Raw genomic sequence first — 22,514 nt, 5'->3', positions numbered from 1 at the left:
AGGGAAATATGGAAGTTGATAATGTTCGTGAAGATCTAAAAAAATGACAAAATAAATTGCTTGATGTTTCCAAAAGAAATCGATTAATCAATTTTAATTTAAACATCCCAACAAAAACAAGGCCAATAAAACTTGGAATTTTATTGCCTAATTTTAATGATTTTCTTGATAATGTTGTAGAAACTAAAGCAAAAATATTTTTTCGCTACCCCGAAAAAAATGCTAAAAAGCAGTCAACTTCAAAATCAAAGCCTAAAAATTTTACACCACTAACACTAGAAGAAATTCAAAATGAATTAATAAACACTAAAAACATCTCAAATTTGATAATATCAGACTTTCCCGTTGAGCAAGAGAATTTAATTATTAAAAATTTGTACTCAAAATCCAAAAATTTTAAAGAAGAAAAAGCGATAAATATTCTTTATCTTGGTATTGGATTTTTGAAATGATTTGAAAAAGATGATGAAAAAACCCCTTATTATAGTCCTATTTTTTTATTTCCTGCCCAACTTAGCCGAATGTTAGAGCAAGGAAAAGAGAAATATTGACTCGAATTTCTTGATAATTCATCATTAAGTATAAATTTAACTCTTCTTAAAAAATTACAAATTTTAAACTTAGATAGCCAGTTATCTAAGTTTAAAATTGATACAACACTCTCAATTAGGGAAAATTTTCTAAATTTTGAAAAATTATTTCACAAAAATAACACTAATTCAAATTGAGAAATAATTCGCTCAATTCAATTGAGCCTTTTTGATTATAGTAAAATTGAAATTTACACTGACTTAGTTGAAAATGAAGAAAAAATAATTAATAATCCTTTTTATAATGAAATAATTGGAAATTCTACCCCCAAACCAAATAATTCTGTCGCCCCTATCGGTGAAAATAATCAAGATACTGTCGTCGGTTCTAGTTCTAATAATGATCTTGCCCCATCAGATTATTTTCATATTTTGCCAGCCGATTCATCTCAGGAAAAAGCAATTCAGGCTGCAATTCGTGGTGAAAATTTCATTCTTGATGGTCCTCCTGGAACCGGAAAGTCCCAAACCATCACTAATATAATTAATGAATTTTTAGCAAGAAATAAAACAGTTTTATTTGTTTCAGAAAAACTAGCCGCACTTAATGTTGTTTATTCAAACCTTAAAAAAATCGGACTTTCTGATTCAGTTATAGCTATTCACAACGAAAATATTAACAAAAAAGATGTAGTTGACAATCTTTTAACCACGCTCGAAAAAGGGGCTAATTCAATATTATTGAATGCTTCAGAGTCTGCTTTAATTGAAAATAATTATATTGAATTGCGTCAAAAACTGAATAATTACGGTGAAAAACTGACTCAAGTTCGTCCTCCGTTACAAAAAAGTGTTTATGACTTAATTGCTGAATATCAAAATTTGATTGATATTCCAAATTTTGAATTTTCAATTTCAGAAGAAAAACTAAAAAAAATTGACTATTTTGCCCTTCAAAAAATTGAATGAGGACTTAGTGATTTATTTCAGAAAATAAAAACTATCAACTTTAATTTAAAAAAACACCCTTGATATGGTTTTAGTCAAAAAACTATTGATGAATTCAAAAAAGACAAATTTAGAACTTGAATTTTAAGTTTGACAAATTTAAGTCATACTATTTTCAATAACATCAAAGAGTTTAATTTTTTCTTGATGCATCCAGATCAACATTTAAATAATATTCTTTACTTGTTTGATTTTTTAAAAATTTTAAATAACCTAGAAAAAATTGATTTGGCTGAGCTCGAAAAGTTGCAAAATTTGTCCCAAGAAATTCAAAAATATTCGCAAATTTTGCAAATTCAATCAGATATTTCTGACTTAGAAAAAAAACTTTACGTTCATTTTAAGCAAATTCCTTTAGATGTTCCTGTCAAAGAGTGTTGTCAAATTATTGAAGATCATCTCAATAAAAAACTTAAATTTTTAGACTTTAGATACAAAAAAATCAAACAAAAATTAACTCCGTATTTTAAGAAAGATTTTTCTGACACAACTTTTCTTGAAAACTCATCAGAAATTATTACCTTAAAAAACAAAAAAATCTCGCTTGGAAAATGGCTTTCAACCCTTTTATTCAAACCTGGTGAAACAAATCCCGCCCAAATCCAGGCAAATTTTTATCAATTAAAGTTTTATAAAAAGTTAAAAATCTTGAATGATACAACAAAAGTAAAAGTTCAAGACAAGCAATTTGTTGATTTTTTCCTTGATTCAAAATATACAAGAGAGCTTTTGAATAAAAAATTATTTGAACCTGTTAGTCAATTTGTTGATATTTGGCGAGAATTTTCGCTTGAATTTGATTCAAAAGAGGTTAATTTTAACTTTTTAGAAAAGAAAAGATTCGAAAGCAATCTTCAAACAAAACTATATAAGATAGACAAAATTCATGAAATTGCCCAAATTAATGCCAATATTTCCCTTTTATCAGATTTTGGAATTGATGACTTCATAAATAAAGCAATTGACCAAAACTTAGAAATTGATTTTTATAAAACTTTTGCCAAAAAATTTTACAAAATTTTAATAGATCAAATAATTAGCACCGAATTTCATAATTATGATTGACAAACACTAAGTTCAAATCAAGATAAATTTGAGCTTGCCCAAGAAAAATTAGATTTACTGTCGGCAAAAAGAGTTGATGCCATTCTTCTTGAAAAAATTCCCCAAATTGACTCAGTTTCTGAATATACTCCAGAAATTAGAATTTTAAGACAAGAAGCTAATAAATCTCGGCGTTTAATGCCGTTTCACGAACTTTTTGTCAGAATTCCGAATTTATTAAGAAAATTAAAGCCTTGTTTGATGATGTCGCCACTCTCAGTAAGTTCCTACATTAAAAATAGTGATATGGAATTTGATCTTGTTATTTTTGATGAGGCATCACAAGTAAAACCCGAAAGTGCAATTGGAGCAATTGTGCGCGCAAAGCAATATATAATTGCTGGTGACAAAGAACAAATGCCCCCAACAAATTTTTTTGACACAATTCCTGAAAGCGAGGATGAAGAATCTGATTTTACTGACTTTAATGTTTCAGATTATCTCTCAATTCTTGATGTCAGTCAAACATTTTTAAAATCTTACAGGCTAACATGACACTATCGCTCAAAGTTTGAAGAATTAATTCAACCTTCTAACATTGAAATTTATAATAACGATTTAGTTACTTTTCCAACAAGTCAAAAACCTCAGGATTTGCAAGGTATTAAGCTTGTAAAAGTTGAAAATGCACTTTATAAAGAGCGAAGAAATGAAAAAGAAGCAGATACTGTTATTGAAATACTAGACCAAATTCTTACAAAATATCAAAACAAATTTTCGATAGGAATTGTTACAACTAATTCAGTACAGCGAAATCTCATTCAATCAAAATTAGAAAAATTTAAAGCAAATAAGCCTTATTTTTCCCAGTTTTTTAGCGATGAATCATCTACCGAAATTTTTGTCAAAAATATTGAATCAGTTCAAGGTGACGAGCGCGATATAATCATTTTTTCATTAAATTTTGGTCCTAATGAGCAAAACAGAGTTTCACTTCATTTTGGAGCCATTAACCAAAAAAATGGTTACAGACGTCTAAATGTTGCCTTTACACGTGCAAAATATTCAACAATAATGGTTACATCACTTGATCCTGAGCAAATTGATTTAGAAAAAGTCCGTACACGTGGGGCAAGTTTTCTTAAAAAATATCTAGAAATCGCTAAACATAATTTGTTTGTAGAAAATAAACCTGATAATACTTCAGAATCACAAGTAAGTTTTGAGGATTCTGTCTACAAAGAATTAACAAATATGGGCCTAAAAGTTGTCAAAAACGTGGGATATTCAGATTACAAAATCGATTTAGCAGTTTTAAATCCGCAAAATGAAAATAGTTATTTACTCGGAATTCAATGTGATGGGTCTGGTTTTTTAAAACATAAAAATGCCCGTGATCGCGAAATTTTGTGAAAAAATGTTCTAATGTCTCGAGGTTGAAATATCCTTAGAATTTGATCGCTAGATTGATTCCAAAATAGGGGTAGTCAACTTAAAAAAATAAAAGAAATAATAAAAAAACTTAAATCTCAAGAAGAAAAACCGCTGGGTGTTGAAGAAAATCCTTCTGATTTATCGCCAAAAACAGCTGAAAAACTTAGCGCCCCATTAGCTATTGTTAAAAAAAGACAACCAATTGATTTTAGGTCCTTTTTTGAAAAAAGATTTTTATTTACGGATGAAAATTTGACTGACTTATGAAATCAAACTAAAACCGAATATTCTTTTTTTGAGGAAATTTTTAAAAGAGTTAAAATTCTCAGTAAGCTAGAACACCAAAAAATTGTCCTTTGATTAAGCGGAAATTCAAAAATTACCAACTCTATAAAAGCAAAAAGTGTGAAAATTGCACATAATTTTATAGAAAACAACGTTATTTTTGAAAGTCCGTCCCATTATTTTTTAAAAAATGTAACAAAATATAATTTTTTCCTTGAACCAAAAAGACCAATAAGAGAAATACATTATTTTGAAATTAAGGATTTGATTATAACAATAATTCAAAAAACTAAATCAATTTCAAAAGAGGATATATATTCATTAATTCTCGAAGTAACGGATTTTTCTTTCCTAAAGAAAAAGACTCGCGACTATTTAGATCAATGTTTTCAAAAATTACTAGATGATAAAATAATTTTTGAAAACAAAGGAGAAACTTTTTCCTTAGTAAATCCTTAATTTTTCCCCTTTTTTCAAAAAATCATTAAAATTGCATTATTAAGTGAAAAACATACGTTTTTAGTGCTCATGTGGTATAATTTATCTTTAAATATTGAGGTTTGGTCTAATGAAAAAAGCTTTAAAAATTCTCTTTCAAACATCCACACCATTTCTCTTATACGCTGGAATTATTTCAAGCGCAGTTGTTTTTAGTGCAAAAAATACTAATTTATCACCAAATTTGTTGAAAAAATCAGAAACTGGGTTGTTAAAAGAATTAAAATATTTAGCATTAGGCGATTCGCTTAGCTCAGGTTTTGATTGAGAAAGCAATCTTGACGGGCGCGGAAAAATGACTAACGGTTCTATAAGCGGGATCTCTTTTCCTGCTTTTTTTGCCAACTTTGCCCAAAGTATCCAACCTAATTCTGTAAAATCTTTTAAAAATTTAGCCCTAAATAATTCCTCAATTCTAGATTGAATTTATCTTCTTGATCCAAAAAATAATATTATAAGTGATGAAAATCTTGTTAATTTAAGGGCTCAAACTTACAATTCTTCAAATTTTGCCGACACGATTCGTTCAGTATTTGAAAATTTTAGCGGTGATTTTTCAAACTTAAGAAATGAAATCCGAAACGCTAATTTAATTACAATTTCAATTGGTTCTAAAGACTTTCTTAATACATTTAATAGCACTTTTTTTGACACTGTTCTTTCAGGTAATAGATCCCAAAATTCATACGAGACAATAACAACAAATATTAATTATGCATTTACAAAAATTAAGCATAATTTGAAAAGGTTAATAACTTTAATTAAAAATATTAACCCTGAAACTTACATAAATTTAATCGGATATTATAATGAACATGCAAAAATTGATAAATTTTTAAATGATTTGCTTAAAAATTATTTGCTAGAATTTGAACCTAATTTACTTTCAATAAGTCGTCTAAACGATGAAATAAAAGAAGTCTCACAACAAATGGGCGTTAATTTCATAAATCCATTTTTTGAAAAATCTTGAGACGGAAAATCAGACCCATTTTTTGATACAGATTTAGATTTCAGACCTCAAATAAAGGCTAACAAACAAATAGCGCAAAATTTAATTATTTCATTAGCTTTATCCCCAAAAAGTCTTAATAAATCTAAAAAACGCGATGAAAACGATGAAATTTTACTAACTAATTTTTCGTCTAATAATTTAGAGTCTCAGCAATTAGATTTTGGTTCCAATAAGGAAATTTTAGAAAAAATCACTGTCAATGGTTCGCTTGAAAATTTTATTAATGAAAATTCTAGTTTTGAAGAAAAAAGTATTAAAGATCTGCATACAATTTCATTTCAGCAGCCAGAATCAACAAATTATGCCAGTGCTTTGACTCAATTTGTTGGCTTTTTTGATTCAGAACAGAGCGATATTGTCAATGTATTTAAAGATTTAATTAACACTTTTTCCAATAGATCTCAACCAAATTTTGAGGCATTCAATAATGTTGTTGAAGTAATTTTAAAAAGTGATTTTTTCACAAATTTAACACAGTATGCTCAGGAATTTATTGCAAATTCAGCTATCCAAAATGTTGAACAAAACGAATCTGATTCGACTTTAGACCAAGAAAGTTCTGACTTATCCGCATCGGACCAAACAAAAACATCCCCTGATTTATTGAGTTTTTTGAAGGAAAAATCACTTTCACAGGAAAATATTCTTGGACTTTTAAAGGAAATTTTGTCTAGTCAATATGTTCAGAGTCACCACACTAAAACAGTTAATTTATTTTATAATTTACTATTTAACCAACCGGCAATTTCTAAATTATTAGTTAGCTCAATTTCAACTCAAGAAAATATTCAGCAAATAATAAAAGAAGTATTTCAATTTAATTCAGTTCAAAAATTTGTCACCTTTATTTTTACAGAATTAATAAACAATAACCAAGATTATGTATCAGCTAAATCTTTTAGTCAAGTTTTGTATTTATTTTTACAAAATTCAAATAATTACAATAAATCAGTAACTTTTATTAAACATTTTGTAATAGAAGCCCTTAAAAGACCTAATTTTTTAAGTGCTATTTTTGAGACTTTATCAACTCAATTTGGCTTTAATATTGAAAAAGAAGACATAAATTCGCTTATAACTTTGATCACAAGCGTTAGCGACATATTAGTTAATGCTAAAACTTTCAAAAATTTAATTGACTTGTTATCTAACGAAGTTATTTTTGGAATAAAAAGTGGTGTAAGCAATAATCAGTCCGATTTTTCCTTCTTTTCTAATATTATTTCTAATTTAACCAATAAAGTTAGTGATTTTATCAAAGATAAGGGAAATATTTATAATCTTTTCCAAGATATTATCTCTTTTTCACCTTCGGCTAAACAACTAGATTCTGTTAAGTCTCTGCTTGGTAAATTTTTACCATTTATTTCAAAAATTAATTTAAGTTTTATTCTTGACAAAAATTCTGAAAATTATCAGTCTTTAAATTTAATTTTTGAGTCTTTTTCAGATTTCCTGGCACAAGATAATTTTAAAGAATTAAATGATTTAATTAGTGCAATTATGGATGATGTTTTCCTGGTTAATAACTATAAATATCAAAATAGTCCCGATTTATATGCCATAATTTTTAATTTATTGTCTAATAATTCCCAAAAATTAAAACCAATTTTGTATAAGTTTATTGACAAAAACCTTAACAATACCAAAGTTTTAGATGCACTTAAGTCTTTTTTTGCTAAAATTTTGCCACACGAATTTATTGAGAAATTGGACCAAACTGACCAGTCAAATTATTTTAAAAAGTTAATTGACTCTGTTTTTGAGGTTATTTCTGAATTAACTATTGAATATAATACCAAAATTGAGCTAACAAAAAACAACGGTTTTACCGAACAAACAGACAAAAAATTAGAAAATAATTTAGATTTTAATCACTTATTAGATAAACTCAAAAGCAAAAAGTCATAAAAAAACAACTACTATTTAAACTCAATGTAAAAAGAAAACTCGTTTTTACATTGAACCTAAAAAAATATATGAAGTTTTGAAAGAACAATAATTAAAAGCCATAAATTTGAAGATTTCTAAACGGTTAAATTTAAGGCATTCCATCATATTTAAAAACATAATGGAAAATTCGCATTATTTCATTTTTTTCATGCCAAAAAACATATCTAATTCCCCCCTTAATTCAATATCAAAATTTATTAATTCATTCTTAAGTGAGTTTAATTATAACATAACTTTATTTTTGACCAAGCATTTTTTTTTCCTGAGTTTCCCAGTTTGATAAGGTAATTTCAAAAAAGCATCCGGTTTTAGGCAATTTTTTAAGTTTTTTGGTAAAAGTTAATTACAATTTTATTAGTAATTTATTAAGATATCAAAGTATTGATTGTTTCCAAATAACTTGTTTCAAATTTCATGTTTGAAATTTCCTTAAAATATTTAGGTTTTTTGCCAAACAATTTGTTTACTTCAATAAAACCATCTTTATTTTGTTTTTTCATAATTTATAATTATACCATAAAATTACTTAAAATGCAATTAAATGACATTAATATAAATTAAGGTTTTACGTTCAAAAAACACTGATTTATGGGTGTTTTTTCATGTTTAGATTCACTAAAAAGTGAATTTTTGCCTTAAAACTGGGAAACTCGGGAAAAATAAGGATTTTAGCACCAAAAAACCCGGATTTACGGGTATTTTTGTATATTTTATATTCACTAAAAAGTGAATTTTCCATCAAACTGGGAAACTCAGGAGTGTGATTTTTACTTTGATATTTTAGTAAATCAGTAAAAAATTGTAATTAACTTTTGCCAGAAAAATTAAAAAATCCCCTAAAACCCGACCCTTTTTTAAAATTATCTCGTCAAACTGGGAAACTCAGAAATTCATTCTTAAGTGAGTTTAATTATAACATAACTTTATTTTTGACCAAGCATTTTTTTTTTTTTTTTGCAAAAGCTTAATTTTGAAAGAATAAAAATTAAGGTTTTAGCGTCAAAAAACACCGATTTACCGGTATTTTTGCATAGTTGTATTCACTAAAAAGTGAATTTTTGGCATCAAACTGGGAACTCAGGACAAACTTAAAAGCAAAAAGTCATAAATTTAAAATTTTTTTAATTCCAAAAAATTTTAAATTATTTTATTCATGCAAGAGACTTTTTAGTGTATTTTTTTTCATTTTTGATTTTACAAACATATCAACTTTTTCTTGTACATTTTGAAAAAAATTAAATACTTTTTGATCAATTTTTACAATATTGCCTTTTTGGTCAATTACATGGCTAGTTTTGTGCTTTTTATTTTTAACAAGTCCAAAAATAGGTGCCTGAATTCCGATGTTTTCTAAAACACTTGCAATCACATTGACTTGATTACTTGCGCCGTCAACCAAAATTACATCGGGTTTAAGGGAGTTTTTAATTTTAAAGTATTTTTCAAACCCTTGCCTCATATAGTTCGTGTCGCCCTTTTTAGACCCAGAAAAATTAAAAAAACGACTATAACTAGGCTCATATGATCCATCGATGTAGAAAATAATTCCTGTTGTTGGGAATTGTTTTCCTGTTTTTTGTGGGGTTTTTTCAACATTTTGCACAAATGTTAAAAAAGAATTGTCTATTGCCATTATTTTGTTGGCACTTTTTATTTTTAGGTTTTGCTTAATTAATTCCAAAATTTCAAAATTTTGGACTTTATTTTGATTTTTAACTTGACTAGCGATAAAATCAAAGTGATTTTCCTTTAAATTGTCCAAGATTTGCCTATATTGTTTACTTTTTGCAATTTTTAGCTTAATTTTGCTGTCAAAAAAATCAAAATATTTATCAAAGCTAAAATCAACTATCAATTTGTCAGGAGAAATATGATTTTTATAGTACGAATTTAAAAAATTAACTAAAGTCTCATAAGTATTTAGAACAATTTCAAGATGAAAATGCTTGTTTGACAAAAAAATACCGTTTCGGTAAAAGGCAAAACTGACAACTAAAGAGTCAGAATCAAGACTAGAAAACCAAAGAAAATCAAGATTTTCTGCGTTATTTAGGTCAATGTTTTGCTCTTGACTTCTTGCATTTTTAAGACCACTAATAGCATCAAAATATTCTTGGGCCAATTCAAAATGAAAATTTTGTTTAGCAGCTTCTAATTTTTCCTCAAGAAGTGCGATTTCGTTCCTTTTTTGCAGCAAATTTTTGCAAAAAAGGAACTTTTGTCGAAAAAATTCCACATTTTGACTAGAGGCTTTTTCACCTTTTTCATATAAGGTTTCGCTTTCAAGAAATTTTTTTAAGGCAAAAGCGTATTTTTTACTTGGAAAAGGTCCGTAAAAAAAGACATTTGGATCATTTTTTCTTCTAGGAACTTTGTAAACAAGTGAAATTTTTAATTGTTTAATTAATTCCAATTTTATATAAGGATATCCAGAGTCATCTTTTAATTTAATATTATAAATTGGCTGATATTTGCTAATATATTCTTTTTCAAGGATTAGTGCTTCTTTTTCGTTGGCAACAATGTCATATTCAATTTTCCTAATTTTTTGTATTAGCAAAAAAGTTTTATAAGAATTTGTTGACCCTTTTGCATATTGATTGACTCTTGAGTGCAAATTTTTTGCTTTGCCAACATATAAAAGTGAACTATTTTCATCATAAAAACGATAAACACCTGTTTTTTTCGGCAGATTTGTACTCTTAATTAGTTGGTCAAAATTTTCCATAAGTGTCCTTTAATAATAAAATTATAATTAATTTTTTGAAATACTGTTATGATTTAGTAAAAATTTGATATAATTATTATTTAAACTATTGGATTACTTGGAGGAAGAATATGGATTTTGAATCCTATAAAAGAACGGCAGAACCTAAAATAAAACAAATTAAAAAAGTTAGCAAAATTTTTTTAGCACTTTTTTTCACTTTTTTACTTGTTTTTATCGGCTTGTTGACTTATTATATACTTCAAGTCAATGGCGAAGAAGGATTTCGAACCGAATTTGTTGAGGCAACTTGACTTGCAATAGCATTATTGTCAGCTGTAATTGCAATAGTTTTTTTAGTTTCTTTTTTTATCGGAATTTATAAAATAAAAGCGATGAAAAAAGTTGAAAAAAACATCGAAAGTCAACTAAAAGAACTTTAAAATTTTTAATTTAGGTTCAAAAAAACCCTTGAATTTATTGCCTTTTTTATTTCTTTAAAAAAAAATTAGCACTTTTTGCTTGTGAGTGCCAAAAAATATGTTATACTATTTGTTGTCAGACAAAAAAAGACAAATATTTTTTATTTTTTTAAATGAAAGGAAAACATAATATGGCAAAAGAAATAATTTTAGGTATTGACTTAGGAACAACAAACTCAGTTGTTGCAATTATTGAAAATCAAAAACCTGTTGTTCTTGAAAATCCTAACGGAAAAAGAACAACTCCCTCTGTTGTTGCCTTTAAAAATGGTGAGGAAATTGTTGGTGATGCGGCAAAACGTCAACTAGAAACCAACCCTGAAGCAATCGCATCTGTTAAAAGATTAATGGGTAGCGATAAAACTGTTCGTGCTAACCAAAGAGACTACAAGCCTGAAGAAATTTCAGCAAAAATTCTTGCTTATTTAAAAGAATATGCTGAAAAAAAGATTGGTCACAAAGTTTCAAAAGCTGTTATCACAGTTCCTGCTTATTTTGATAATGCTCAACGTGAAGCAACAAAAAATGCCGGAAAAATCGCAGGATTAGAAGTTGAAAGAATAATTAACGAACCAACAGCTGCCGCACTTGCATTTGGTCTTGACAAAACTGAAAAAGAAATGAAAGTGCTTGTTTATGACTTAGGTGGTGGAACTTTTGACGTTTCAGTTCTTGAATTATCTAACGGAACTTTTGAAGTTTTATCAACAAGTGGTGATAACCATTTAGGTGGTGATGACTGAGATAATCAAATTGTTGACTGAATGGTTAAAAGAATTAAAGAAGAGTACGATTTTGATGCAAAAAGCGACAAAATGGCACTTACTCGTCTAAAAGAAGAAGCTGAAAAAACCAAAATTAACCTATCAAATCAAAGTGTTTCAACAATTTCCTTACCATTTTTAGGTCTCGGAAAAAATGGGCCAATCAACGTTGAACTTGAACTAAAAAGATCAGACTTTGAGAAAATGACAGCTCACCTAATTGACCGCACAAGAAAACCAATCGTTGATGCCTTAAAACAAGCTAAAATTGAGGCAAGTGAGCTTGATGAGGTTCTTCTTGTTGGTGGATCAACACGTATGCCAGCTGTTCAGACAATGATTGAACACACTTTAAATAAAAAGCCAAATCGTTCAATAAATCCTGATGAAGTTGTGGCAATTGGAGCTGCAATCCAAGGTGGAGTTCTTGCTGGAGAAATTAGTGATGTTTTATTATTGGACGTTACTCCTTTAACTTTAGGAATTGAAACCTTAGGTGGAGTTTCAACCCCATTAATTCCAAGAAATACAACAATTCCGGTAACAAAATCACAGATTTTCTCAACAGCTGAGGACAATCAAACCGAAGTTACAATTTCTGTAGTTCAAGGTGAAAGACAACTTGCTGCTGATAACAAAATGTTAGGACGCTTTAATCTTTCAGGAATCGAGCCTGCTCCTCGTGGTCTTCCACAAATTGAAGTTAGTTTTTCAATTGACGTTAACGGTATTACAACTGTTTCAGCAAAAGATAAAAAAACTGGAAAAGAACAGACAATTACAATTAAAAATACTTCAACTTTATCTGAAGAAGAAATTAACAGAATGATTCAAGAAGCCGAAGAAAATCGTGAAGCTGATGCAATCAAAAAAGATAAAATTGAAACAACAGTTCGTGCCGAAGGTCTTATTAATCAACTTGAAAAATCAATAACTGATCAAGGTGAAAAAATTGACCCTAAACAAAAAGAACTTCTTGAAAAACAAATTCAAGAACTCAAAGATCTTTTAAAAGAAGAAAAAATTGACGAACTAAAAACAAAATTAGACCAAATTGAGCAAGCAGCCCAAGCTTTTGCCCAAGCAAGTGCTCAACAAGCTAACAGTGCAAGTGAAACTGATTCAGATTCAAATACAATTGATGCTGAAATCAAACAAAATTAAAACCTAAAATTTATAAAAAACACACTTGCTTTTTGGCGGTGTGTCTTTTTTATATTAATATTTAAGACTTTTACTTTAAAAAGTCTTAAATTTTTATTATTTTTCCCAAAATAATAAAAAAGTTTTTAAATTTAAAAAAGGAAATGTCAATTTTATGGCAAAACAAGATTACTATAAAACTTTAGGAATTGACAAAAACGCAACATTATCCGATATTAAAAAAGCCTATCGAAACTTAGTTAATATTTACCACCCTGATAAAAACACAAAAAAATCTGCTGAAGAACAAAAACAGGCCGAAGAAAAATTCAAAGAAATTCAAGAAGCATACGAAATTCTTTCTGATGATTCAAAAAGAAGTCAGTACGACCGTTATGGCCATTCAGCATTTGATCAACAAGGTGGCGGTGGTTTTTCTGGATTTGGCGGTTTTGATTTTGCTGATATTTTTTCAAGTTTTACTTCTGGCTTTGGCTTTGGCGGATCGCGACGAAGCCAAAAATATAGCGGACCTTTAAAAGGTGAAAATTTAACTGCTCGAATTTATATTAGCTTTATTGAGTCAATTTTAGGAACAAAAGTCAGCCAAAAACTTACTAAATATTCCCAGTGCGATCAGTGTAAAGGTACAGGTGCAAATTCTGACTCAGACATAAAAACTTGCTCCAACTGTCATGGCCAAGGAGTTCAAAATGAAATTATTAACATTCCTGGATTTGGTCGTATGCAAAATCAAACAACTTGCTCGGTGTGTTCAGGAAGTGGAAAAACTGTTACAAAAAGTTGCAAAAAGTGCCGTGGAAAAACAATAATTGAAACCAAAGAAGAAATTGAAATTTCAATTCCAGCCGGAATTAGAGACGGAATGTTCATTCGGGTTGCAGGATTTGGTGGTCCTGGTCACAAAGGTGGACCTTCTGGCGATCTAAATATTGAAATTAATGTTCGCCCGCACAAATACTTTTCAAGATCAGGAAATGATATTCATGTAGAGATGCCAGTTTCGATAGTTGATATTATTAATGAAAATAAAGTTGAAGTTCCTAGTCCAACTGGAATGAAAAGTCTGCAACTTTATAGTCATTATAAGTCAGGTCAAACGGTAATTATTGCCCGCGCGGGCGCGCCTGATCCGCAAAATCAAAGAATAATCGGTGATTTACGGGTAAAATTAGTTTTTTATGTTCCTGAATTTAACAGCAGACAAAAAAACGAACTCAACCAAGTTTTTAGCCAAATAAAAGACAAAGTCAAAGCAAAATGGCTAAAAGAGTTTCAATAATTTAAAAAACAATTTATAATTTCAAATAAATTGTTTAGGGAATCAATTTTATATGTCTTTTAAAAAAATAAATATTGCAATTGACGGACCTTCAGGGGTTGGAAAATCTAGTATTGCCAAACAAATAGCACTAAAATTTAACTATTTATTTATAAATACAGGCGCACTTTATCGTGCAGTTGCCTTATTTTGCCAAAATCACAAAATTAATGCTGAAAAAGAGATTCAAGTAACAAAAAAATGAGATCCTAATGTTTTGTTACTTGATGCAAAAGGTGATGTTTGGCTTGAAAATCAAAATGTAACTGAACTGCTACGTGATGATTTAATTTCAAAAAATGCGGCAATAATCGCTCAGTATGGCAAAATTCGCGCTGATATTACCCAGCTTTTACACGATTTTCAAAGAAATAACAAAGGAATTGTCGTTGAAGGTCGCGATACAACTTATAATATTATGCCAGATGCGGATTTAAAAATTTTTCTATGGGGTGATGCCCAAACGCGCGCAAAAAGGCGCTTAAAGCAAAATGCTTGTTTAAATTTGGAAACAAATTTTCCCGAAGTTCTAAAATCAATCGAGCGCCGCGATTATCTTGATATGTCAAGGAAAATAAATCCACTAAAAAAAACGATTGATTCAATTTTTATTGACACAACCAATTTTAATCAAGATGAAATTGTCGAGCAAATTTCCAAATTAGTCCTGAGAAAAATTTCGCAACTGGAAAATTAATTTCTTTTTTACTTTAATTATGAAAAACTTAGTCGCCCTTGTTGGCAAAGCAAATGTCGGAAAATCAACACTTTTTAATCGAATAGTTGGCAAAAAAATTTCAATTACCGACCCAACCCCTGGTGTTACAAGAGACCGAATTTACGAAAATGCGCGCTGAAATAGCAAGGATTTTACCTTAATTGACACAGGCGGAATTCAAATTGAAACCAAAAATTTTCAGGAACTAATCAGAATTCAGCTCCAAATTGCCATCGAAGAGGCCCAAATTTTAATTTGAGTGCTTGATGGAACAGCCGGAATTGACTCTGAGGATCATTTTGTCCTGAATTTATTGCGAAAATCGCAAAAAAAGATAATTTTAGTGGCAAATAAACTTGATAATTCCAAAAATTTTGATCCAAGTATTTATGAACTTGGATTTGAAAAAATTTTTGGAATTTCAGCCTTGCATGGTCAAGGTGTTGGCGATCTTCTTGATTTTTTAGTTAGTAATTTTGAAAAAACTGCCAAAAACCAGCAATCTTTTTTTAAATTAGCAATTATCGGTCGACCTAATGCTGGAAAATCTAGCCTTTTAAATCGAATTTTAGGTCAAAATCGTTCAATAATTTCTGACATTCCCGGAACTACGCGTGATTCAATTTCGGGACTCTGAAAAATAGAAGGCCAGACTTTTGAAATAATTGACACTGCTGGCATCAAAAAAAAATCTAAACTAGTAGAATCTGTCGATTTTTACGCACTTATACGAGCATTTCGGTCTCTGGATGATGCTGATCTTAGTTTGATTTTAATCGATGCTACCCAAGATATTCATCATTTCGACCTTAGAATTGCTGGATATGCCTGAGAAAGAAACAAACCGATTATAATTGTTATTAATAAATGAGACTTGATCGAGAAAAATACCTTAACTCAACAGCAATTTGTTAAAAAAGTGCGTGAAAAATTTAAATTTCTCGATTGAGCCCCAATAGTTTTTATTTCAGCAAAAACCGGTGAAAAAATTCACAAACTTGCTGAACAAATTTTAGAAACTAAAAAAAATTTGTCAAAAAAAATACCAACAAACCACTTAAATCAGTTTTTAATGGAAATTCAACTAATTCAACCACACCCAAATGTCAATGGAAAAAAGGTATTTTTTAATTTTATTAGCCAAATTAGTGCTAAAATTCCAAGTTTTGTTTTTTTTGTAACTGACAAAAATTTGGTTCATTTTTCATATCAGCGCTATATTGATAACCAAATTCGAAAATATTTTGATTTTTTTGGCTGTCCAATAAAAATTATTTATAAAAATATAAAAAAAAGTGGTAAAATAAGTTAAAATTAAAGCGATTTAATAAGAATGGAGCACAAAAAATGAACAAAAAAGAACTAATCGAACAAATTGCTAACGAAACAAATTTGCCTGTGAAAAATGTTGAGCTTGTTTTAAACCAATTTTTCGGAATAACAGCTGATGTTGTAAAAAAACAAGGCAAATTGGTTATAAATTCTTTTGGAACATTCCAAGGAGTTTTTAAACCTGCCTCTTCATCTTTTAATCCGCTCACCAAAAGTCAGATTACAGTCGAAGCTAAAACAACAATAAGATTTAAACCTTCAAAAGTTCTAAAAGATTATATTGCCTAAAAAGGTTGTAAATGTTCAGAAAAAAACAAAAAAAAGGTAATTTTAAGTACAAAACTGCAAATCAAGTAATATATGGCAATGTTGTTTTACAAAAACTGAAAGAAATTAAGTACGGTAAAAAAATAGCCCTATTTTTGCTTCTTTTTAGCTTGGTTGCTGTTCTAGCTTTAATAATTATTTTTATTGTTTTTCATTTTGCTGGAAGCGGAAATAATATCCAGGAAGTCGTTTCGCGAAACTAAATGGAAAATACAAAAATTCGCAATTTTGCAATAATTGCTCATATTGATCACGGAAAATCCACTCTAGCCGACCGAATTCTTGAGTTTACAAACACAGTTTCAAAGCGCGAATTAAAAGATCAGCATCTTGATTCGATGGACCTTGAAAAAGAACGAGGGATCACAATCAAACTAAATGCTGTTCAAATACGTTATAATTCTTATATTTTTCACCTAATTGACACCCCAGGACATGTCGATTTTACTTATGAGGTTTCCCGATCTCTTGCTGCAACCGAAGGGGCACTGCTTTTAGTTGATGCAAGTCAAGGAATTCAAGCCCAAACTTTAGCAAACGTTTATTTGGCACTTGAAAATAATTTAGAAATAATTCCAATTATTAATAAAATTGACTTGCCTTCGGCAAATGTTGAAAAAGTTAAGCAAGAAATTGAATCAACAATTGGAATTTCAGCTCAAAATGCAATTCTCATTTCGGCAAAAAACGGCATTGGGATTGAAAATGTTCTTGAGGCAATTGTAAAATATATCCCGCCTCCTAAATATTCAAGCGAAAAAGATCCTTTAAAAGCTTTGGTTTTTGATTCTTATTTTGATATTTATCGTGGTGTTGTAATTTTTGTTCGTGTTGTAACTGGAAAAATTAGTGTCGGAAATACTTTTAAATTTATGGCTAATAATTTAAAATTTTCCGTAATTGAGCTAGGAATTTCTAATCCAAATCAGGTCAAAAAAAATGAACTAGTTGCCGGCGAAGTTGGTTGAATTGCCGCCTCAATCCGTAATGCAAAAGATGTAAATGTCGGCGATACAATAACTTTGGTTGAAAATCCGGCCGACTCACCGCTTCCTGGTTATAAAAAAATGGTGCCGGTGATGTATACAGGATTTTATCCGATTGATTCACAGCAATATAACCTTTTAAAAGACTCGCTTGAAAAAATTTCGCTTTCAGATTCGTCAATAATTTATGAGCCAGAGTCATCAAAAGCGCTTGGTTTTGGTTTTCGCATCGGGTTTTTAGGCCTTTTACATATGGAAATATTGCAAGAACGGCTTGAAAGAGAATTTAATGTCGGAATTATTGCCACCGCACCTTCTGTAGAATTTGAAATAACTCGCACTAACGGTGAAATTCAAAAAATTTCCAATCCAAGTTTGTTTCCTGAACCTAATTTTATTAGTGAAATTAGGGAACCTTTTATTTTAGCGAAAATTTTTCTTCCTGATGAATTTTTAGGTGCAATTATGGGACTTTGTCAAGATCGCCGTGGAATTTACGTTGATCTTGAATATATTGATGATTTTCGTCGCCGTTTAATTTATAAATTACCTTTAGTTGAAGTGATTTTTGACTTTTTTGATCGTCTAAAATCACTTTCAAAAGGATATGCTTCTTTTGAATATGAGCTAATTGGATTGCAACCTTCAAAATTAGTTAAGTTAGATATTTTGCTTAATGGTCAAAAAATTGATGCCCTTTCAATGATAGTTCATAAAGATTTTTCTTATCCAAAAGCACGTGATTTAACGCAAAAATTAAAAGAAATAATTCCAAGACATTCATTTGAGGTGCCAGTTCAGGCCGTTATTGGCTCAAAAGTTATTGCTCGTGAGACAATTAAGGCTTATCGTAAAGATGTTACTGCCAAATTATATGGTGGTGATGTTACAAGAAGAAAAAAACTTTTAGAAAAACAAAAAGCCGGAAAAAAACGAATGAAATCATTCGGGGTTGTTGATGTTCCTCAAGAAGCATTTTTAGCAATTTTAAAAACTAACATTAACGAAAAATAGTGTATAATTTTACAAAAGGGGAAAAATTTAGGAAAAATATATTTGTTTTTTCTACTTTTGTGAAATTATGAAAAAAAGACAGAACTTTAATAACAACAACTACCATAAACGACCTAGTTTTACAAATTCAGCCTACCGTGAGCCTAGGTACTATAAAAACGCTCAAAATCATCCTAATAGTCAAGAAGATTTTGATGATTCAGATGAATATTTTGCCCAAAAAAATCATTACCGTCCAGAATATAAAAGTCCGCAAAATTATTCAAACCATTTAATGGAAGAAAATTATTATCAGGCAATGGAACAAAAAACTCTTCAACAAGAGGCAAATGCTTTTATTTCAAAAGAAGTGAGAAAAATTTTTGGGCTTGAGTTAATTTTTTTACCACTAAAGGCACTTTTTTGACTCCTAGCTTTTTTAGCAATACTAACTGTTTCACTGCTTTGAGTTTATGAGTATATTCCAAGTTGAAATTATGAGCAAAAATATTTACCACTTTTGATAATTCCCGGAATCATCGGTGCAATTGTAATATTTTTATTTGTAAAAACCATGTTAGACTACCGGGCAATTAAAAAATCTGTTGAATATTTCCGCTCACAGCTTAGAAACAATTCTCACAGACTTGAAATGCCGCCAATGATTCCTTGATTAGTTAAAAAATTGAATCAAAAAGAGGTAAATGCAATTTGACTGGCTGCTTTTAGTTTGCTTGGAACAGCAATTTTAGGTTTAGTTTACTGAATTACTTTAAAATATTATCCAGAAAAAAATATTCAATTTTCAACCGAATTTATTATAAGTATGGTCTCAACTGGCGGATTTTTTATTTTAATGCTCGTTTATGACTTAACACTTCGTCGGCGTTTATCAAACATTGAAGCAATTTTTGGTCATGTTTACCGTAAAAATATTAATATTGAATCAATCCGTTTTCGTCGTCACATGCTTTGAGCAATTTTTACAATAGTTATTTTCCTAATTTTAAGAAAAATTGCCAAACGTAAAAAAATAATTACTTAATTAATAAAGTCAAAATTCAAAAACATCCATTTTTAGGATGTTTTTTTATTTAAACTCCCGAGTTTGATAGTTTGATGCAAAAATTCACTTTTTAGTGAATGTAAATATGCAAAATAGCCGTAAATACGGGTTTTTTGCCTAAAATCTTAATTTTATTATTTTAAATTTAACCTCTTGTAAAAAGACAAAAAAGTAGAAAACTTAAATTATAAGTTAGTATAAAAACTAGTTGTTTGAATTTTTTTCTACTAATTTTAAAAAAAGTATTATAATAATGGTATGAAAAGTCCAATAAACGCTCGTGGGAAAGACAAATCTCCACGTAAACTAAAAAGAAAATATACAATTAACGATCTTTCTGAAAATGATCGTGGAGTTTATCAAGACATAATGGAGACTGTTCTTAGAAGGTCCGGAATTGACCCCGCAATTATTTTTGAGGAGCTTAAAAAACGAAAACAAGAGCTAGAACAAGAACAAAAACGAAAACAAGAACAAAAACGAAAACAAGAACTAGAACAACAACAAGAAAAAGATAAAGAACAAGAAAAAATCGAAAATTAGGCTAGTATAAAAACTAGTTGTTTGAATTTTTCTACTAATTTTCAAGAATTTCTATTTAATACTTTATATAAAATAGTTGTGTTTTTACCTTCATCTAACAGAAAAATTCTTAATTTTAAGATATTCAAAAATTTAATTTTTTACATGACCTTTAATTAAATAACTGATTCTATTAATAAAATCATCATAATCATTTATTATTACGGAATTTTGAATTTGAGTTTCTATTGGTTTTAGTATATTTGAAAATTCAAAAGCATTCGAACAATTGTCAAGGTGAAAATTAGCGACCGTTTTATAATCTTCAAAATTTTCAATTTCATACATATTATTGTGTTCAGATTTATTTTCTAAATTTAAGCAAACAAAATTGATAATTACAATTAAAACTTTATTAGGTATATGTCTAAAATCTGATTGATTTTCAGTTGAAAGTTTTGCATATTTAAGAAAGTTCTTATAATTTAATTTTTCCCATTTTTTGTTAATTCTATTTTTAGAAAAATAAGGAATCTGTTCAAAAATAATTAAGATCTGAAAATATAATTTATCATTTTGACTACGAATATTTGCAGTTTCTCCAAGCATATTTTCAAAATAATTTATTGAATTTTGTAAATAATTTTGCACAACAAACTTAAGACCTATACCAGCAATTATTTCGTTTTTATATTCAATTCCGATATCTACTTTTTTATCATAATACCGGCCAATCATTTTAGTTTCTTTTTGAAATTGATTTCCGCTATCAAAACCTAATGAATATATTTTAAAATCTTGACCTAAGTTTTGCAACATTGAATTAGCAACAAAACTATGAATTATCTTTATTTTTTCAGTTGATCTTGACGAACCTTTATGAAGATAAGTTATAAAACTTTCTTTAATTATTTCTAAAAAATCATTATTTAATTTTTTCATTTACGTCCCGAACATAAAGTCTAAATATTTTTTAACATCTTTTGTTGAAAAAGTATAATAACCACCATTTTTGTACTTTCCTAATAATTTAACAAAGTTAAGAAAAACTTCACTTTGCAATTTTTCGGCAATTGACTTATAGTCAATTTTCTCGCTTATAATGTAAAAACCACTATAAATACAGGTGTTTTTTTGAATTAAACTTATTTTTAAAGGTTTATTTTCTTTGACTAATGAATTTAAAACTAACCTTTCCTTATCAGTGTCTGAAATAGCTTGTCTTCGACCAAAACTATATCAAAAATTCTTATTTGAATGGTCAAAGCTACGCTTTTGAAGTTTTTCCTTAAAAAAACTAAGGTGTTCAAAAATTTCTAGTTGCTGTTTTAATTCAGAATCTGAAATAATTTGGAAATTTTTAGTATTATAGGGAAAAATTATTTTTGCCCATTTTCCATTTGATGCTTTTAAAACGGGCAAAACATATTCAGAATTAAATTCAAAATCACCAATAAAAACTGAATCAGCCAAAGTTGCTAAACCATTTTTGATACTAATATCACTTTTTTTCTTGTTGTAAATAATTTCCTTTAGAAAAGTTAGTTTTTCTGGAGTGGAAAAATAAAACTTATCATCTAAATAAAATTGCTCATACTCTAATTTAGAAACAAGAAAAATTGAATTTGTTTTATTGTCAAAATTAAAATAATCGACCGTTTGATTTCTGACCGATTTGTCAATTGTGAAAATCGTTGTATAAGTTGTTGCTTTAAAAAATTGATGATGTTTGTGGTCAACAACTGATTTTATGATTTTATTTTTGTATAAAAATTCTCGAAAAATTGAGCCTGCTTTAGATGTAAAAAATGAAGATGGACTAACATAAGATAAAATTCCATTTTTACTTAACATTTTAATACCAATTTCATAAAAAGCAAGGTAAATATCTGTCATGCCAATCGTTGAAAAATTAAAATTTTTCAACGATTTATTATTATTTAAATTATGAATGCGAATATAAGGAGGATTTCCGACAACAAAATCCATTTTTCCGTTAAAATGGTCAATTTCAAGGGTATTTTTAGCTTTAAAATCTCAGTTTACCCCTTCAATTTTATAATTTTGAACAACTAAATTTGCACGAAAAATGGCATTTTTTACATGTTTTTCGTCAATATCAACCCCATGAATATAAGTTTCTAATTGATGCTTAAGCGATTTTAAATTCGAATTTTCCCTAAAAAAAGCTTTGCAATAACGTTCAATAATTTTAACTAAAAATTGGCCATTACCGCAACTGTTATCAATAATATGTTTTTTAAGTATGTTTTCTTTGTAACCAGCTTGGTCTAAAATAAGGTCAACCAATAAATCTGGTGTAAAAACTTGCCCATTTAATTTTTGACTAACATTCTCATGCATA

At 28.8% G+C, this 22,514-nt stretch carries 16 protein-coding genes; 12 read left to right on the top strand and 4 right to left on the bottom strand.

Going from position 1 to position 22,514, the window contains the following annotated elements; translation table 4 throughout:
* The first annotated feature begins 8 nt into the window (after window positions 1-8).
* Together QJQ40_RS03170 and QJQ40_RS03165 are read left to right on the top strand one after the other, a co-directional pair.
* Window positions 9-4,760 carry a DUF4011 domain-containing protein gene (locus QJQ40_RS03170; RefSeq protein ID WP_282861179.1) on the top strand — a complete coding sequence of 1,584 codons (4,752 nt, stop codon included), beginning with the start codon at window positions 9-11 and terminating at the stop codon, window positions 4,758-4,760.
* A gap of 109 nt (window positions 4,761-4,869) precedes the next feature.
* The gene (locus QJQ40_RS03165) at window positions 4,870-7,725 is read left to right on the top strand and encodes an SGNH/GDSL hydrolase family protein (protein ID WP_282861177.1); all 2,856 of its coding nucleotides are present in this window, start codon (window positions 4,870-4,872) and stop codon (window positions 7,723-7,725) included.
* 407 nt (window positions 7,726-8,132) lie between these two features.
* Here QJQ40_RS03165 and QJQ40_RS03160 read toward each other — a convergent pair whose 3' ends face one another.
* On the bottom strand, window positions 8,133-8,267 hold the full coding sequence (locus tag QJQ40_RS03160; protein ID WP_282861175.1) for a hypothetical protein: 135 nt from the start codon (window positions 8,265-8,267) through the stop codon (window positions 8,133-8,135).
* Window positions 8,268-8,914: 647 nt separating this feature from the next.
* Window positions 8,915-10,495 (bottom strand): GIY-YIG nuclease family protein, encoded by a 1,581-nt coding sequence (locus QJQ40_RS03155; RefSeq protein WP_282861174.1) that lies wholly within the window; start codon window positions 10,493-10,495, stop codon window positions 8,915-8,917.
* 110 nt (window positions 10,496-10,605) lie between these two features.
* On the opposite strand from QJQ40_RS03155, the gene QJQ40_RS03150 reads away from it, so the two are divergent.
* The 10 genes from QJQ40_RS03150 (at window position 10,606) to QJQ40_RS03105 (ending at window position 20,170) form a co-directional block, all read left to right on the top strand.
* Window positions 10,606-10,917 carry a hypothetical protein gene (locus tag QJQ40_RS03150; RefSeq protein WP_044285677.1) on the top strand — a complete coding sequence of 104 codons (312 nt, stop codon included), beginning with the start codon at window positions 10,606-10,608 and terminating at the stop codon, window positions 10,915-10,917.
* Between the two features lie 170 nt (window positions 10,918-11,087).
* On the top strand, window positions 11,088-12,884 hold the full coding sequence (dnaK, locus tag QJQ40_RS03145; protein ID WP_044284084.1) for a molecular chaperone DnaK: 1,797 nt from the start codon (window positions 11,088-11,090) through the stop codon (window positions 12,882-12,884).
* Between the two features lie 154 nt (window positions 12,885-13,038).
* Window positions 13,039-14,166, top strand: a complete 1,128-nt coding sequence (locus tag QJQ40_RS03140) for a DnaJ C-terminal domain-containing protein (RefSeq protein ID WP_258824790.1) — start codon at window positions 13,039-13,041, stop codon at window positions 14,164-14,166.
* Between the two features lie 52 nt (window positions 14,167-14,218).
* Window positions 14,219-14,902, top strand: a complete 684-nt coding sequence (cmk, locus tag QJQ40_RS03135; RefSeq protein WP_282861172.1) for a (d)CMP kinase — start codon at window positions 14,219-14,221, stop codon at window positions 14,900-14,902.
* Between the two features lie 19 nt (window positions 14,903-14,921).
* Window positions 14,922-16,235, top strand: coding sequence for a ribosome biogenesis GTPase Der (der, locus tag QJQ40_RS03130; protein ID WP_282861171.1), 1,314 nt, complete (start codon window positions 14,922-14,924; stop codon window positions 16,233-16,235).
* Between the two features lie 35 nt (window positions 16,236-16,270).
* Entirely contained in the window at window positions 16,271-16,543 is a 273-nt protein-coding gene (locus QJQ40_RS03125; RefSeq protein ID WP_010321324.1) for an HU family DNA-binding protein, read from the top strand.
* Between the two features lie 11 nt (window positions 16,544-16,554).
* Entirely contained in the window at window positions 16,555-16,785 is a 231-nt protein-coding gene (locus tag QJQ40_RS03120) for a hypothetical protein (protein ID WP_044285673.1), read from the top strand.
* Window positions 16,786-18,582, top strand: coding sequence for a translation elongation factor 4 (lepA, locus tag QJQ40_RS03115; protein ID WP_044284079.1), 1,797 nt, complete (start codon window positions 16,786-16,788; stop codon window positions 18,580-18,582).
* A 67-nt stretch (window positions 18,583-18,649) separates the two neighbouring features.
* Complete coding sequence (locus QJQ40_RS03110) at window positions 18,650-19,606, top strand: MSC_0882 family membrane protein (protein ID WP_282861170.1); 957 nt, start codon at window positions 18,650-18,652, stop codon at window positions 19,604-19,606.
* A 279-nt stretch (window positions 19,607-19,885) separates the two neighbouring features.
* Window positions 19,886-20,170 carry a hypothetical protein gene (locus QJQ40_RS03105; RefSeq protein ID WP_282861169.1) on the top strand — a complete coding sequence of 95 codons (285 nt, stop codon included), beginning with the start codon at window positions 19,886-19,888 and terminating at the stop codon, window positions 20,168-20,170.
* Between the two features lie 132 nt (window positions 20,171-20,302).
* Here the strand turns inward: QJQ40_RS03105 and QJQ40_RS03100 are convergent, their stop codons facing one another.
* Together QJQ40_RS03100 and QJQ40_RS03095 are read right to left on the bottom strand one after the other, a co-directional pair.
* The gene (locus QJQ40_RS03100; protein WP_282861168.1) at window positions 20,303-21,091 is read right to left on the bottom strand and encodes a hypothetical protein; all 789 of its coding nucleotides are present in this window, start codon (window positions 21,089-21,091) and stop codon (window positions 20,303-20,305) included.
* Window positions 21,092-22,513: an Eco57I restriction-modification methylase domain-containing protein gene (locus QJQ40_RS03095; RefSeq protein WP_282861167.1), complete on the bottom strand. Its 1,422-nt coding sequence runs from the start codon at window positions 22,511-22,513 to the stop codon at window positions 21,092-21,094.
* Between the last annotated feature and the right edge of the window lies 1 nt (window position 22,514).

Origin of the sequence: Mesomycoplasma ovipneumoniae, from assembly GCF_030012565.1 — a bacterium.
Lineage (GTDB): Bacteria > Bacillota_I > Bacilli_A > Mycoplasmatales > Metamycoplasmataceae > Mesomycoplasma > Mesomycoplasma ovipneumoniae_D.
This window is presented reverse-complemented; position numbering and strand designations above follow the sequence as displayed.